This is a genomic window from Tritonibacter mobilis, from assembly GCF_001681715.1.
Taxonomy (GTDB): Bacteria; Pseudomonadota; Alphaproteobacteria; order Rhodobacterales; family Rhodobacteraceae; genus Epibacterium; species Epibacterium mobile.
Genome location: NZ_LNWY01000009.1, coordinates 1 through 15,583, shown reverse-complemented (window position 1 = coordinate 15,583; position 15,583 = coordinate 1). Strand labels below are relative to the sequence as shown.

Below are 15,583 nucleotides of genomic sequence, written 5' to 3'. Positions count from 1 at the left end.
ATGACTATGTTGGCGGCATGAGCGATCTGCCACGCATCCTTGTCGTCGATGACCATTCAGAGATTCGGAAATCCGTCACCAGTTATCTGGAACGCAACGGCATGCGTGCTTCAGCGGCGGAAAATGCAGTTGAGATGGACGCAAGGCTGGCGGAAGCGCATTTCGATCTGATTGTCCTCGATGTGATGATGCCGGGGGAAGACGGGCTGTCCGCGTGCAGGCGATTGCGCAAGGAAGGGCATATTCCGATCCTGATGCTGACCGCATTGGGTGACGACGAAGACCGCATCGCGGGTCTGGATGGCGGGGCAGACGATTATCTCGCCAAGCCGTTTAATCCCAAGGAACTGGTGGCGCGGATCAACGCGATATTGCGTCGGACGCAGCTGATCCCAAAACCGAATGGTTTTGCGGGGAAAACGTTGAAGTTTGCACACCTAAAGCTGGATTTCGATGGCCGCACACTGATTGACCAAGGCGGTTCGCGTACGCAACTTACATCCGGTGAACTCAAACTCCTGACCCTGTTCCTGCAAAGGCCAAGGACGGTCATTGGCCGCGACGAGCTGCTCAAATTGAGCACCGGCCGGGTCGCCGGTCCATTGGACCGAACCATCGACAATCAGGTGAGCCGGTTGCGCCGGAAGATGGAAGAGGACGTTTTGCGCCCGAAGATCATCGCGACTGTCCGGCATGGGGGGTATAGTCTTTCCTGCGATGTCGAGATTTGCGAATGAAGCTGCTTCCGCGGACGTTGCGTGCACAGATTGCCCTTCTGGTCCTCGGTGTCTTGATCCTCGCGCAAGCTCTGAGTCTTTGGTTTTTCGTTGATGAACGCTCGTTAGCCATTCAGGCCGCCATCGGTGCCGAAGCCGCCGGAAGGGCCGCAAATGTCGCACAGTTGATTGAAGGCGCACCCCCGGAATTGCATGCCCAGATCGTCCGCGCGGCAACGTCTCCGCTCGTACGGTTCGACCTTACAGACGAGCCGTCGGTTGCACACGGACAACACGATGACGGTGGAGCGGTCGAAGCGCGGATACGGGCACTGCTTCAGGAAAGCTACAGCCGGGATATCCGGGTTGAGGTTCATGAAATCGAGGGAGGTCTGCTGCCCCTTCCGAACCTGTCACCGGAAATGGCGCAAATGCACGCCGAAATGATGCAGGGCAGCCTTGCGGCCATCGAGATGGAGCTGTCCATTGCGCTGTCCGGTGGGAATTGGCTCAACATCGAGACGCGGTTCGAACGGCCGCCTCTGCAAAGGTCGCTGGCGTCCAACATATCCTTTGCACTGACTGCGGGACTTCTGCTGGTTGCAAGTTTCTGGTTTCTCCTGTCCCGACTGACCGGACCACTCAACGATCTCGCGACTGCGTCCGAACGTCTGGGTCGCGGCGCCGCCAAGGGCGATCTGCCGGTCGTAGGGCCGAAGGAAGTTCGGGATCTGACCCGATCATTCAACATCATGCAGGATCGCCTGACGCGATTTGTCAGTGACCGGACCCAGATGCTTGCAGCGCTTGCGCATGATCTGCGCTCGCCTTTGACGGCGCTTAGGGTGCGGGCCGAAATGGTGGACGACGAAGACACGCGCACGTCCTTGGTGGCGTCAAGTGAAGAGATGCAACGGATGGTCGATGCGACCCTCGATTTCGCGAAGGGCGTCGGACAGCATGAAGAGGTCCAATCGGTTGATTTGCACGATCTGATCACTGGTATGGGCTTGGACAAGGTTCAGGTGACCAGCCAAGGTCCACTCATCGTATCCGTGAAACCAAGCGCGATGGGGCGCGCGTTGAGAAACCTGATTGAGAACGCGATCCGCTACGGGAGTGAGGCCAGGGTTTCGTGGCAACGCATGGGCAGTGAGGTAGTGGTCGCCATCGACGATCAGGGGCCCGGTATTCCCGACAATCAGCTGGAGGCTGTTTTCGGACCCTATGTCAGGCTCGAGACGTCGCGATCACAGGATACCGGCGGTCATGGCCTGGGGCTGTCGATTGCGCGCAGCATCATCCTTGAGCACGGTGGTTCTATCGAACTGAAAAACCGCACTGATGGGGGTCTGCGCGCTGAAATCACGCTGCCCGTCAAACAAAGCGCCGAGTCAGCCCCGAAAGAGGAAGGCTCGCCACATATGGCGCGGGTTGTTCGTCACCTCAAACCCGACTAGTTTAGTGAGGCAAGTATATGAAACGAAGATATTTCCTGACTTCTGTTGCAGCTCTTTCGGTGAGTGGAAAAACAGCATTCGCGCATAGTGACGCAGAGCACGACCGGCGCGTCGGGCCATCTGTGGTGCCCCCGGAGCAGTTGCCGCGCCAGGTTCCGTTCACCGAGGCAGACAAACCGGGAGAAATACATGTCGATCCGAACCAGTTCGCTTTATTTTGGACTTTGCCGAACAATCGGGCAATCAGGTATACCGTCGGAATTGGCCGGGAGGGGCTCTATGAATCCGGCGAGTTCTATGTCGCGCGCAAGCAAAAGTGGCCGCGGTGGACGCCCACACCCGCCATGATAGCCAGAGATCCTGACCGATATCTTCGTTTTGCGGGCGGTGTGCCCGGTGGGCTGAACAATCCACTCGGTGCCCGCGCCTTGTATCTTTACCAGCCAGGGCGTGGGGACACCTACCTGAGAATTCACGGCACAACGGATCCGAAGACGATTGGTCGACGTGTCTCAAACGGCTGTGCAAGGCTTACCAATAATCAGATCATCGAACTCTATGAGAAGGTCCCGCTCGACACGCGTGTTGTCCTGAAACCCATCGAGGTTTGAGGCAGCAGCGCGAAGACGTGTCCGTTGGCCGGGATACATATCGTTACATAATATCAGGCCCCGGACTGTTCATGAAATGCGACCAGGCGGGTAGTCTAGTGGATAGGCAGACAACAACATGAGGCCATATGATGACCCGCAAGCAAACACGTGTAACGCGTCGAGCATTCACGGCAGGTGCCGCACCGGCAGCTTTCGCGGCCCCGTCCATCCTGCGTGCCCAGGTGGATCAAACCAGTGTCCGAAGGAATATCTCATCGTTTCGTACACACGCTTGGCAAGACCACTTTGACGCTTTGGACAAGGGTATCATCATCGCAGACACCGTTACCCGCGTGATGCAACACTGGACGGCCGATGGCGAAATGCGCATTTATCCGACATCGGTTCCCTTGTCTGACGAGCTGACAAAGCGCGGCTACACGACAGTCACGTTCAAGGACCCCGAACCTGACTGGACCCCTACACCCTCCATGCGCGAACGTGACCCGTCTTTGCCAGCCTATATGCCGCCCGGGCCGGATAACCCGTTGGGCGTCCGTGCCCTGCCCCTGAGTTGGACGTACTACAGGATTCACGGCACCCATGATACGCGCAAGATCGGAAGACGCTCTTCAAGCGGGTGTATCGGTCTCTACAACGAGCAAATCATCGAGGTGTTCGAAAGGACACCGGTCGGCACGCAGGTACGATTAATCTGATGTCGAAGTCCGGCATCCTGATTGCGGCGTTTTTTGTCGTCGGTGGCGCGGTTGTGATCTGGCAGCAATTGCAGCCATCGTCTTCGATGCCCGGCCACACAATGACAACGCCTGATCTTTCGCAGACGGAAGAGGGCGCGCCGATTGCAGACGTGGTTGTGCCTGCTGAATTCTCAGCAAATGCCCAATTGGGAAAGCGTGTTTTCGATGGCGCTTGCGCCGCTTGTCACGGTGCGAATGCTGCCGGACAGAATGGCGTGGCACCGCCGCTTGTCCACAAGATCTATGAACCGAGCCATCACGGTGACGCCGCTTTTTTGCTTGCCGCGAAACAAGGTGTCAGAGCGCACCATTGGAAGTTTGGCAATATGCCGCCAGTTGAAGGCGTCACACCCGGCGATGTGAAGATGGTTGTTGCATATGTGCGGGAACTTCAGCGCGCCAACGGGATCAATTGACAGGAATGACCAACATGAACATGAAGATATGGATTACTGCCATTGCGATCGGGACGACCGGCGTTGCTGCCTTGGCGCATTCCGGAGCAACCGGCGTGGTGCTGGAGCGGATGCAGGGCATGTCCGCGATGGCCAAAACACTCAAGACGCTATCACCCATGATGCGGGGTCAGGTACCTTATGACGCCGATGTCGTCCGCAGGGAAGCTGGCGCGATGATCGGCCATGCCGGTGAGCAAATGACGCGACTGTTTCCTGAAGGCTCGGGTGGCGGAGTGTCCAAGGCGTTGCCGTCGGTCTGGGAAAACAGCGAAGAGTTCGCGGCCCTTGCGCAAGAGTTGAGAACAGCCGCCGAAGGATTGAAGTTGAGCGCAGGCAATGGGTTGGCCGCAGCACAGGGCAACGGTAGCGAATCAATGATGGGCGGCGCCACTGACGGGATGATGGGTGGCGGGTCCGCGCCTGCAATGGGAGGGGGCATGATGGGATCGGACCTTCCCATGACGACCGAGATGTTTGCGGACATGCCGACCGACCGTGCGTTCGCGATGGTCGCCCAGACCTGTTCGGCCTGCCACCAGAAGTTCCGCAAAGAGGACAAGTGATCAGATGCGGTGGTGGCGTTGGATCATCGGTGCGGGGGTCGTCGGCGGCATCGGCGTTGTCGCGGCAACGATAGCCTGGCCGATCGGTGGGCCAGTCTCGGACCTGACCCTGCAAGGCGATGCCCAGCGGGGGTCGTATCTGGCGCGCGCCAGTGGATGCATTGCGTGCCACACCAACTTTGAAGCTGGCGGGGCGCCATTGGCAGGAGGAGCGCCGCTCCGGACCGATTTCGGTACGTTCTATCCGCCAAATCTGACCACCGATGTCGAACACGGAATGGGGGGCTGGACCGTAGAAGACTTTGCAAGGGCCGTCCGGCAGGGTGTTTCCCCGGATGGTGATCCTTATTATCCGACCTTCACCTATCCGTTTTACGCGAACTTCACGGATCAAGACATTGCCGATCTGTGGGCCGCGTTCCAGACCGTGCCAGCCGTGAGCGTGTCGGCCCCGGCGCACGAGGTGCCATTCCCGTTCGATCAGCGGTGGGGAATGAAACTTTGGCGGGCGGCTTTTCTAACGAAGCCTGATACAAAACCAGTGGCGGACAAAAGCGATGCATGGAACAGGGGCAAGCTGTTGGTCAACGGGGCCGCGCATTGCTCTGCCTGCCACACGTCGCGAAACTTTGCAGGTGCGCGCATCGTGGCGGAACGGTTTTCCGGCAACGACGCCTTGCCCGGAGGCGGCAAAGCGCCTTCGATCCGGTCACGCGACCTTTTGTCAGAAGGCTGGACGGTGGACGATATGGCTTATGCTTTGCGATCTGGAATAACTCCTTCCGGCGACGTCTTTGGTGGTTCAATGGCCGAAGTCGTGCGCTATGGCACAGGCTTTCTGAGCGATGCGGACTTGAACGCGATGGCCACCTACCTGCTGGACAACAAATCATAATCTTGGGAACCCACGAATGATCACGCTCAATCGCCGCCAGTTTCTGGCAACATCTGCTGCGTTCAGTGGTCTGTCGGCCCGCACTGGATTTGCGGGCACGCCATTCGCGACCCTGACAGCCCAGCAAAGCGACGTGCAGCTGCTGCCCGGCGACTATGGCAAGACATCGCTTTGGTGCTTTGACGGCGGCTCACCCGGTCCGGAGATTCGCGTGGCGCAGGGGGGGCGTGTCCAGCGCAGGTTGGTCAACCGGTTTTCTCAGGGAACGTCGACGCATTGGCACGGCATCCGCATCAACAATGCAATGGATGGCGTTTCCGGCCTGACCCAGGACGCGGTCCAGCCGGAGGAAACATTCGACTATGATTTTACCGTCCCGGACGCCGGGACCTATTGGTACCATGCCCATAATAGGTCGTTCGAGCAGGTGGGCAGAGGGCTTTACGGTGCACTGATCGTGGAAGAGGCCGAGCCTCTCGACATTGATCGCGAGGAAGTCCTGATCCTGGATGACTGGCTTATTGATCCCGAAACCGCGCAAATCAAGGACGACTTCGGCGCGTCTCATGATCTTAGCCACGCAGGGCGCATCGGCAACCTGCTGACGACCAATGGAACCTTCAATCTGGGCCTGCGTGCCCGAAAGAACGAAAGACTGCGTTTGCGGCTGATCAATGCTGCCAATGCGCGCAATTTCCAGCTGGGCCTGGAAGGCCTGGACGGTTGGGTGGTCGCGCTGGACGGCATGCCCTTGACGGCACCCGTGAAGGTGACAGAGGCGATGATCCTCGCTCCGGCACAACGGATTGACCTGATCGTCGATGTGGTCGCGGATGTTGGTGAAGCGGCTCATATTCTTCAGTTCGGCCGGGAAGAAGCCTTCAGCCAGGTTGCATTCGAGGTTGTTGAGGGGGGCACGACAAACCGTCGCGACGCGCCCTTGGCCTTGCCGCCGAACGACCACAGGATGGTCGACCTGAAAGAAGCCACGACGCTCAGCCTCAGCATGGAAGGCGGTGCCATGGGTCGCATGAGGTCCGCCTCCCTAGGAGGTGAGCTCAAGCCGATTGGCGAGATCGTCGAGGCCGGGTATTTCTGGTCGTTCAACGGCAGAGTGGATGGCATCAACGGTGATCCCCTTGCGCGGCTGGACCGCGGCCAGAATGTACGATTGAAGATGGTGAACGACACGGCGTTTCCGCACGCGATGCACCTGCATGGCATTCACTTCCACGAGGTCGCCGAAAACGGCACCCTTGGGCCACTGCGTGACACGACCCTTCTTGAACGGGGTCAGACGCGCGAGATTGCCTTTGTGGCGGACAACCCGGGCCAATGGCTGCTACATTGCCACATGCTGTCGCATGCGGCTTCGGGCATGATGACCAAGATCGTCGTTGGATGACCCCGCGATCCGTCTATCTTGCGTTGGGCGTAGTTACCGTTGCGGTGGCTACCATATTCCTGTGGACCCGGTCCGGCGGAACCGACCATACGGCGGAAAACCTCATCAACTCCTCAGCCGATGTGGCCGCGGGCGAAGTTCTCTATGCCGAAAATTGCGCCGCGTGCCATGGCGCAAATTTGGAAGGTGAAGAAAACTGGCGCAGTCCGCGTGATGACGGAAGCCTGCCCGCACCGCCGCATGATGCAAGCGGCCACACTTGGCACCACGCGGACAGCATGCTGTTCGCCTACACCAAGCTGGGGGGCGCCGAGGTTCTCGCGGCGCAAGGCGTTGACTTCAACAGCGGCATGCCCGGTTTCGGCGACCAACTGAGCGACGGGGAAATCTGGGACATCCTCGCATACATCAAGTCAACATGGCCGGAGCGTGAACGCGCCACGCAAGCCGAGCGCACGGCCCAGGATATTGCCTCACAAGGAGACGGATAATGAAAAGATTCTTGGCTACCACCGCACTGTTAATGCTTCCCATCGCTGCGACGGCAGACGGCATGGACGAAGACCGGATCAAGGAACTGGTGCTGGAAGCCATCCGCGAGAATCCGGGCATCGTGTTCGAGGCCGCGCAGTTGTTCGAACAGCAACAGCAGGCGTTGCAGGCGCAAGCCGCAGCGCAGGTTCTCGATACGGAAAAAGCCACGCTTGAAAATGATCCCAATGCGCCCGTTCTGGGCAATCCGGATGGCGATGTCACGGTTGTCGAATTCTTCGACTACAACTGCCCCTATTGCCGCCGGGTTAAACCTGAAATGGAGGCCCTGCTCGCTGCTGATCCCAACGTCAGGGTCGTTTACCGGGAATGGCCCATTCTGGGGGACGGGTCGGTTTTTGCCGCCCGCGCGGCGCTGGCGTCCCGAAACCAGGGCAAATATGAAGAGTTTCATTGGGCCATGATGCAACTGAAGGAACGCGCAGAGGAAGCATCGATTCTCCGCACTGCGGAAGACATCGGCCTCGATGTTGCACAGTTGCGTCGCGACATGAACGGACCGGAAATAGAAGAACACATACAGACTTCCATGCGGCTTGCGCAATCTCTGGGGTTCAGTGGCACACCTTCATTTGTGATCGGCGACAGTCTTGCGCCGGGCCTGATCCAGGCGGACCAGATGATCGAGCTTGTCGATCAGGCACGGGCCGCCGAATAAGGACAATCCTACGCGGCTGAAGCGTCGTAGCCAGCGTCAGCGATGGCTTGCCGCACGGTCGCCTGTTCCAATGTGCTTTGGACAGTGACAAGGCGAAGGTCCAGATCGGCCGTGACAACGGCTGATGGATCCTTTGCCTTGATGCCGCTTTCTATAGCGGATGTGCAGTGTCCACAGCTCATTTTCGGGACGGAAAAAATCATGAAGGCCTCCATTTTTGGTACAACCTCAGACTTGGTCGTTCCATCGGGAGGAAGGTCAAGCAAATATCAAAAAAAATTAGATACTCTCTTGAGCTTCCAGCAACTGGAAGCCCTATATCAGGGTAAGTTCAACCGAGGAGGCCCTCATGACCGACCCCAATACGATACGTCTATCCGTTTCCGGCATGAACTGTGCGTCTTGTGTGGGCAGGGTTGAGAAGGCTTTGAACGAGGTTCCGGGCCTTTCGAACGTCAGTGTCAACCTTGTGAACGAAACGGCTCAATTTCAGATGGATAATCCGGCCACCACGGGCGTGGCGGTCACGGCCCTCTCGAACGCCGGATACCCGGCACGGACGGGGCGCGTAACATTGAACGTAGACGCCATGTCCTGCGCGTCCTGTGTCGGTCGGGTTGAAAAGGCGCTTGTACGGACACCCGGCGTATTGAATGCGGCGGTCAATCTGGCAACCGAAACGGCTGTGGTAGAGTATCTGCCAGATGCCATCACCCCGGAAAAGATTGCCCGGATCAGTACGGAGGCGGGGTACCCGGCCGAGATTGCGCAGAGCGATGCGCACGAGGACCGATCGGACCGCAAGGCAGAAGAAGCCGACGCGCTGGCGCGCCGTGTCATCCTTGCCGCGATCCTGACCGTGCCGGTGTTCGTTCTGGAAATGGGAAAACATACCATACCCGGCTTTGAGGGCCTGATTGAGAGCACAATCGGCATTCAAACGTCATGGCTGATCCAATTCGCGCTTGCCACGGTGGTTCTTTTCGGACCGGGTTGGGGGTTCTTTGCGAAGGGCATTCCGGCGTTGATCAAGCGTGCCCCGGATATGAACAGCCTTGTCGCACTGGGAACCGGGGCGGCGTGGACTTATTCCGTAGTCGCGACCTTCCTGCCTCAGGTGCTGCCTGACGGTGTGCGCGCCGTCTATTTCGAAGCAGCGGCGGTTATTGTCGTTCTGATCTTGTTGGGTCGCTGGCTTGAAGCGCGGGCCAAGGGCAAGACCGGTGCAGCCATTCAGGCCCTTCTTGGTCTGCAGGCAAAGACAGCCAGGGTCCTGCGTGACGGGCAGGCGACCGAGGTTGACATCAAGGAACTGCGGATCGGCGATCAGATCCTCGTGCGTCCCGGTGAAAGGCTGCCTGTCGATGGCGAGGTCACAGAAGGATCAAGCAACGTCGATGAAAGCATGATCACCGGTGAACCCCTCGCCGTGCCAAAGGCTGCTGGCGAACCGGTGACCGGCGGCACGGTGAACGGCACCGGGAGCCTGACCATAACGGCGACGCGAGTCGGGGCGGATACCACGCTGGCGCAGATTATCCGCATGGTCGAAGATGCTCAGGGGGCCAAGCTGCCGATCCAAGGCCTAGTGGATCGCGTGACCATGTGGTTCGTGCCTGCCGTTCTGGTTCTGGCGCTTGCGACTGTGGTTGTCTGGCTGCTGGTCGGTCCCGATCCGGCTCTGACCTTTGCGCTTGTGGCGGGTGTCTCCGTTCTGATCATTGCGTGCCCCTGCGCCATGGGGTTGGCCACGCCCACCTCGATCATGGTGGGGACAGGACGCGCGGCTGAGATGGGGGTGTTCTTCCGCAAGGGAGATGCGCTGCAACATCTGGATGAAGTTGGCGTTGTCGCATTGGACAAGACCGGGACGGTCACGCAAGGGCAACCCAGTTTGACAGACCTCATCACGGCCGACGGCTTTGACCGGGCAGAGACACTCGCCCTCATCGCATCTGTCGAGGCGCAGTCTGAGCACCCGGTGGCAGAGGCCATTGTGCAGTCCGCAAAGAGCGAAGGCCTGTCCTGGCCCGATGCGACGGAATTCCGGTCCGTGACCGGCTACGGTGTCGAGGCGCTTGTCCAGGGCCGCAAGGTTCATGTCGGTGCGGATCGCTTCATGGTGCAGCAGGGCATTGACACCAGCCCGCTGGAAGACCGCGAAAGGGCCTTGGCCGAAAAGGGACGCACCGCGCTTTATGCTGCGGTGGACGGATCCCTGGCGGCCGTGATTGCCGTGGCAGACCCGGTCAAATCCTCCAGCGCCGAAGTGATCGCAGCTCTGCATGATCGAGGGATCAAGGTCGCGATGATCACCGGAGACAAGAAGGCCACGGCAGATGCCATCGCCCGCGAGGTCGGGATCGACCATGTCATTGCAGGGGTGTTGCCGGATGGAAAAGTCGCCGCCCTGGACGAATTGCGGCAAGGGAACAGCAAGATCGCCTTTGTCGGAGACGGCATCAACGACGCGCCAGCGCTGGCCCATGCCGATGTCGGCATCGCCATCGGAACCGGCACGGATGTCGCAATCGAAAGCGCCGACGTGGTGTTGATGTCGGGCGACCTGCGCGGCGTGGTGAATGCCATCGACGTGTCGCGCAAGACCATGCGCAACATACGGCAGAACCTTATCTGGGCCTTTGGCTATAACGTCGCGCTGATCCCTGTGGCGGCGGGCGCGCTTTACCCGGCCTTTGGATTGCTCCTGTCGCCGGTGTTTGCCGCCGGGGCCATGGCGCTGTCCTCCGTGTCGGTTCTGACCAACGCGCTGCGGCTGCGACGGATCAAGGCGACGATGTCGGAACAGGATCCGCCCCACGACGCGGAGACGAAATTCGCAACGCAGCCCGCAGAATAGGAGACAGGTGTGAACATCGGAGAAGTATCAGAACGCGCGGGTTTGCCAGCGAAGACAATCCGCTACTACGAAGACATCGGCCTTGTCCGGCCTTTGCGCAGCGACAACGGCTATCGCGCCTTTCGCGACAGCGACATCCACAAGCTCGCATTTCTCGGTCGCGCCAGGACGTTCGGGTTCTCGATCGAAGACTGCCGCACGCTGCTTGATCTCTATGAAGATGAGACGCGGGAAAGTGCACAGGTCAAGGCTGTCGCTCAAGAGCATCTGGCCGCCGTTGACGAAAAAATCGCCCAGCTCAAGTCGATGCGAGAGACCCTGGCTCACCTCGTTGACGCCTGCCAGGGCGATCACCGCCCCGATTGTCCAATCCTGAAAGATCTGGCCAAAGACCCGTAACGCACGATGCCTGGGCCAGACATTTATGGGGTTTCATGCCGTTTCGATATATCGTCTTGAAACCCTCCAGCGCTGGAATGTTGTTCCTCCACAAATAGAATCCATGATGGAGAGATCAGATGTCTGAAGATGCGATCGGGAAATCTCGTGGCGGGTCCGACACCCGTTCAAGTGAAGGTGCAGCACATTCGGGAGGCCATTCAGGTTCATCCTATGGCCGGTTTCTGGCGATGGTCGGCACATCGACTGCGATCATGTTCGGCCTGATGTACATCAACTCGTACTCCTTCGAACATGTCTACTGGAGCGAAACCCGATTTTACATGACGTTCATCATGGGCGCGACGATGGCGACCGTGATGCTCCTTTTCATGTTGAACATGTACAAGAACAAGGGCGTCAACGCCGCGATCATTCTCGGGTCTGTCGTGATGTTCGCCGGCGCGCTCTGGCTCGTGAGAAGCCAGGAGACCATTCAGGACGAAAGCTGGATGAGCGCGATGATTCCGCACCACTCCATTGCGATCATGACAAGCGAACGGGCCGAGCTGACAGATCCAAGGGTCGAGGCGCTGGCTTCGGAAATTGTGACGGCGCAAAACCGCGAAATTTCCGAAATGCGTTTCCTCATAGATGACATTGAGGCAAATGGCGAAGCCGGTCCTGAATGGCCACTTGGTGAAGCGGACGGTCCGGCTGAAATGGAGGGGCTTCAAGAAGCGATTGCAACCCCGGTGATTGCCGGAATCCGTCCTGCACCGCTCAAAGCCGAAGAAATAACACGCGCACTGGGGTCCGACGGACAATGCCGTTTCATTCGCGCCGTGAACGCCGATCCCATTCTGGTCACGGACGGGGCGGGGAACGGCGTCGCCAAGATATCCGGATCGCTGGTCAACTTCACGTCGCAAGACACAGTGACGTCCGGTGGCGTCCTGTCTGCCGATGGTGGCCAATTCACGCTGGCGCCGGGTGACGCGGACGGTGAAGACGCCACCCTGCTGTTTGAATTGACGGGAGAGACGCCTCTGACTGTCGGATTTACCGGGTATTGGACCTGCAACGGTTAAAGGATTTAAAGGAACGCGTCATGACGAGAGAGGCAAAATCCACCCCGAAGACGGCGGTTTTGTACCGAATGGTGATGGAGGAGCATGTTTGTCCCTATGGGCTGAAAATCGAAGGACCTGCTTGAGCGGGAGGGGTATTCGATTGAGGACCGGCCTCTGAACACCCGCGAGGAAACGGATGCTTTCATGGAAGAACACGGTGTCGAAACGACTCCGCAGACCTTTATCGGCAATGAAAGAATTGGTGGCTATGACGCGCTGAGGGAATTTTTCGGCCAGGACGTAAAGGATGACGACGAGACGACTTATCAACCCGTCATTGCGATATTCGCTGTCGCATTCCTTATGGCGCTTGGTCTCAGTTGGGCGTTTTACGGTTCGATCCTGACGCTGCGGGCATTCGAGTGGTTCATCGCGATCTCGATGAGCTTTCTTGCTGTTCAAAAACTGCAGGACGTCGAGACGTTTTCCACGATGTTTCTGAACTACGATCTGCTTGCCCAGAAATGGGTGCGCTATGGCTATGTCTATCCCTTCGGCGAAGCACTTGCCGGTATTCTCATGGTCGCCGGTGCCTTGGTCTGGATCAGCGCGCCTGTTGCACTGTTCATCGGTACGGTCGGAGCGGCTTCAGTTTTCAAGGCCGTCTACATCGATAAGCGCGAGATCAAGTGCGCCTGCGTGGGCGGCGGTTCAAACGTGCCGCTGGGTTTCGTGTCCCTGACCGAAAACCTGATGATGATATTCATGGGCGTCTGGATGTCGGCGCGTGCGATGGGCCTCTTTTAGGCCTAACCATCCGTTTTCAAAGCGGTCACAGGGTCGCCAAGTGCAGCCCTGCTCAGCGCGTCGAGAACGGCTTCGGACGTCAGAACCTCGGACAGGATGATCCCGTCTGGCGCGTTTGGCCCGTAGACGATGTTGAACGGGATGCCAAACCTGTTGTGGCTTTCCAGATACCGGGAAATGTCAGTGCTGGGCCTAGTCCAGTCTGCCCGCATCGCAACGACATTATCACCCCGCAGTTGGTCGACCACGGGCGCACGGTCCAGCACCAGCGTCTTGTTGGCCTTGCACGTCAGGCACCAGTCTGCGGTCACGTCGACAAAGACGGTTTTTCCCTGCGACACCAGTTTCGGTATCTCGGAGCGATCGAACGCGACCCAGTCCTGGCCCACCGCTCTCGTCTGCGGCGGGATTGTCAGCGCCGTCGGCACCAGAAGGCTGAGAACAGCAACCACCACCAGCGCTGTCGGGCGCGTCAATCTGCCCGGCAAACGTATTGTTGCGAGAAGAATGAAAAGGCTCGTCATAAGCAGCACGGTCATGGCCACCCGGCCACCCGCCACCCCTATCAGTACCCAGAGCAGCCAGATCGCGGTCCCGGCCAGAAGACCGGCAAGCACCCATTTGACGACAACCATCCAACGTCCCGGCCTGGGCAACAACCGGACCAGACCAGGCTTCCCCGCCAGAACCAGATAGGGCAGGGAGAGCCCAAGCCCCAGAGCCGTGAAAACGAGAATGACATCAATCGGGCGCCCGGACAGGGCAAAGGCAACCGCTGTCCCCAAAAACGGGGCCGAGCAGGGCGTGGCCAGCACCGCCGCGAAGGCGCCTGTTGCAAAATCTCCGCCATACCCGTCGCGACCGCTTGATCTGGCCAGCCGTGACTGCAACCCGGAGGGCAATGAAACTTCGAACACCCCGAACAGATTGGCAGAGAACACGGCAAGCACCAGAAACATGACGGTCAGGAAAACAGGGCTTTGGAATTGCAGGCCCCACCCAACGGTGACGCCGACGGATTGCAGAACCAGAATGATTGCGGCGAGGGCCCACATGAACACCAGAACGCCAAGCGCCGACATCAGGAACCCATTCCGGACCTCGTGCGCTGGCTTGTTTCCATGATTGAGAACCGATGTCAGCTTGATGGACAGGACAGGCAGAACACAGGGCATGACATTCAGGATCAGACCGCCAAGAAAGGCAAAGGCCGCAATCGCCAGGATTTGCGTCAGATCCGGCAGGTTCGCCATAACCTCGAATGGTGCACCCGGGATGCGGTCTGACCAAGCGGGCTGCGCTGTCACCGCGCGTGATCCATCGGTCAAAGTCAGTTGCAGGGGCGGCGGATCCTCCCCTTGCGCGAGAAGAGGCAGCTTGGCCCAAAGGGCTGTTCCCGCATCATCGGTTCGGATGTCCGGTTTGCCAAAGGTGAATTCCGGCCCCAGTTCCGGAAAGATATCCGGCTTCACAAAGGCATTCGCACTGCGCGCCGTCACATAAAGCGCATCATCCGCGATCACCGCCGTTTCGACAATGATGTCGCTCTCTTCGGGACCAAGCGGCACCCGCTGGGCATACTCCGAAATCAGGCCCGCCGCCTTCGCGTCAATCCCGGTGCCCGCCGGAATTGTCAGTGCGAGATCGAAATCATGCGGCACACAGACAGTCGAGCACGCCAGCAATGAAACACGCGCCTGCAATGTTGCGGACTGGCCCGCAGTTTCGAGAACTGCCTGAATGGGCAGGACGACACGGGTCTTGTAGCCAAAATTCTCGATGCCGAATGCCGTGAAGCGCTCAGGCGCGGGCCAGAGCATCTGTGCGCTCACCAGATTTTCCGATCCATCCCATGAAATTTCAGGCGGCAGACCCACCTCGCCGGGCGAACGCCAATAGGCTTTCCAGCCCTCGGCCAGCTCGACATCCAGGCCAAGGGAAAGGGTTCTGGAGGTTTCCGCGACCCCATTTTCAACGGAGATGAGCCGGGCCGTGATTGTTGAATTCTCGTAGGTATCGCTCGATGCAGCAAAGCCCATGGAGGCCCAAAGGCAAGCCATGAGAAGGAAGAATAGGCGCAACGTGGTTCGCATCATCTTTTGGCTCGCTTCCACCCTTGTCCCGAGATCGAAATCCGAAGCACCTCTATGGCTGCATCTCCCGGTTGGTCAACTTTACAAACGGATACAATGTCGTTTGTGAAGCCATCCCGCTGCGAGAATAACGCGACGAAGTCCGCGTTCGTAGCAGGAAGGCCAATAGAAGCTTTTTTCTTCATTGAACATTTCAATCGCAACCGCGGCCTCCAACCTTCCAGCGCTGGAAATTGAAACCAAATGCGGATGACTTAGTTGAACGCTTAGCAATTGAGAGAAGGAAGAAGAGGTGTTGTCACATTAACGGT

The 15,583-nt window shown here is 58.6% G+C and carries 15 protein-coding genes and 1 pseudogene; 14 read left to right on the top strand and 2 right to left on the bottom strand.

The features are described 5' to 3' along the window. Positions 1-17: 17 nt before the first annotated feature. From UB90_RS10180 to UB90_RS10135, 10 genes are all read left to right on the top strand, one after another. Entirely contained in the window at positions 18-737 is a 720-nt protein-coding gene (locus tag UB90_RS10180) for a response regulator (RefSeq protein ID WP_050672447.1), read from the top strand. Further along, on the top strand, positions 734-2,176 hold the full coding sequence (locus UB90_RS10175; RefSeq protein WP_050672446.1) for an ATP-binding protein: 1,443 nt from the start codon (positions 734-736) through the stop codon (positions 2,174-2,176). The genes UB90_RS10180 and UB90_RS10175 overlap by 4 nt, the downstream gene beginning before the upstream one ends. A 17-nt stretch (positions 2,177-2,193) precedes the next feature. Next, entirely contained in the window at positions 2,194-2,787 is a 594-nt protein-coding gene (locus UB90_RS10170) for a L,D-transpeptidase (protein ID WP_005619183.1), read from the top strand. 128 nt (positions 2,788-2,915) lie between these two features. Further along, positions 2,916-3,488 (top strand): L,D-transpeptidase, encoded by a 573-nt coding sequence (locus UB90_RS10165; RefSeq protein ID WP_005619181.1) that lies wholly within the window; start codon positions 2,916-2,918, stop codon positions 3,486-3,488. After that, positions 3,488-3,946 carry a c-type cytochrome gene (locus tag UB90_RS10160; protein WP_005619178.1) on the top strand — a complete coding sequence of 153 codons (459 nt, stop codon included), beginning with the start codon at positions 3,488-3,490 and terminating at the stop codon, positions 3,944-3,946. Before UB90_RS10165 ends, UB90_RS10160 begins: the two co-directional genes overlap by 1 nt. A 14-nt stretch (positions 3,947-3,960) precedes the next feature. Then, on the top strand, positions 3,961-4,551 hold the full coding sequence (locus UB90_RS10155; protein WP_005619176.1) for a c-type cytochrome: 591 nt from the start codon (positions 3,961-3,963) through the stop codon (positions 4,549-4,551). 4 nt (positions 4,552-4,555) lie between these two features. Next, on the top strand, positions 4,556-5,446 hold the full coding sequence (locus tag UB90_RS10150; RefSeq protein WP_005619174.1) for a c-type cytochrome: 891 nt from the start codon (positions 4,556-4,558) through the stop codon (positions 5,444-5,446). A 16-nt stretch (positions 5,447-5,462) separates the two neighbouring features. Beyond that, the gene (locus tag UB90_RS10145; RefSeq protein ID WP_065331939.1) at positions 5,463-6,851 is read left to right on the top strand and encodes a multicopper oxidase family protein; all 1,389 of its coding nucleotides are present in this window, start codon (positions 5,463-5,465) and stop codon (positions 6,849-6,851) included. Then, positions 6,848-7,342, top strand: coding sequence for a c-type cytochrome (locus tag UB90_RS10140; protein ID WP_005619169.1), 495 nt, complete (start codon positions 6,848-6,850; stop codon positions 7,340-7,342). The genes UB90_RS10145 and UB90_RS10140 overlap by 4 nt, the downstream gene beginning before the upstream one ends. Beyond that, positions 7,342-8,061 carry a DsbA family protein gene (locus UB90_RS10135; RefSeq protein ID WP_005619167.1) on the top strand — a complete coding sequence of 240 codons (720 nt, stop codon included), beginning with the start codon at positions 7,342-7,344 and terminating at the stop codon, positions 8,059-8,061. The genes UB90_RS10140 and UB90_RS10135 overlap by 1 nt, the downstream gene beginning before the upstream one ends. 8 nt (positions 8,062-8,069) lie before the next feature. On the opposite strand, the gene UB90_RS10130 is transcribed toward UB90_RS10135, so the two are convergent. Then, the gene (locus tag UB90_RS10130; protein WP_043847225.1) at positions 8,070-8,264 is read right to left on the bottom strand and encodes a heavy-metal-associated domain-containing protein; all 195 of its coding nucleotides are present in this window, start codon (positions 8,262-8,264) and stop codon (positions 8,070-8,072) included. A gap of 146 nt (positions 8,265-8,410) precedes the next feature. On the opposite strand from UB90_RS10130, the gene UB90_RS10125 reads away from it, so the two are divergent. The 4 genes and pseudogenes from UB90_RS10125 (at position 8,411) to UB90_RS10110 (ending at position 13,179) form a co-directional block, all read left to right on the top strand. Beyond that, entirely contained in the window at positions 8,411-10,921 is a 2,511-nt protein-coding gene (locus UB90_RS10125) for a heavy metal translocating P-type ATPase (protein WP_043847201.1), read from the top strand. A 9-nt stretch (positions 10,922-10,930) separates the two neighbouring features. After that, on the top strand, positions 10,931-11,320 hold the full coding sequence (gene cueR / locus UB90_RS10120; protein ID WP_005619161.1) for a Cu(I)-responsive transcriptional regulator: 390 nt from the start codon (positions 10,931-10,933) through the stop codon (positions 11,318-11,320). Positions 11,321-11,439: 119 nt separating this feature from the next. After that, entirely contained in the window at positions 11,440-12,390 is a 951-nt protein-coding gene (locus UB90_RS10115; protein WP_050686576.1) for a DUF305 domain-containing protein, read from the top strand. Between the two features lie 68 nt (positions 12,391-12,458). Further along, positions 12,459-13,179 (top strand): annotated as a pseudogene (locus tag UB90_RS10110) (MauE/DoxX family redox-associated membrane protein). Between the two features lie 2 nt (positions 13,180-13,181). On the opposite strand, the gene UB90_RS10105 reads toward UB90_RS10110, so the two are convergent. Beyond that, positions 13,182-15,272 (bottom strand): protein-disulfide reductase DsbD family protein, encoded by a 2,091-nt coding sequence (locus tag UB90_RS10105; RefSeq protein ID WP_081285562.1) that lies wholly within the window; start codon positions 15,270-15,272, stop codon positions 13,182-13,184. Between the last annotated feature and the right edge of the window lie 311 nt (positions 15,273-15,583).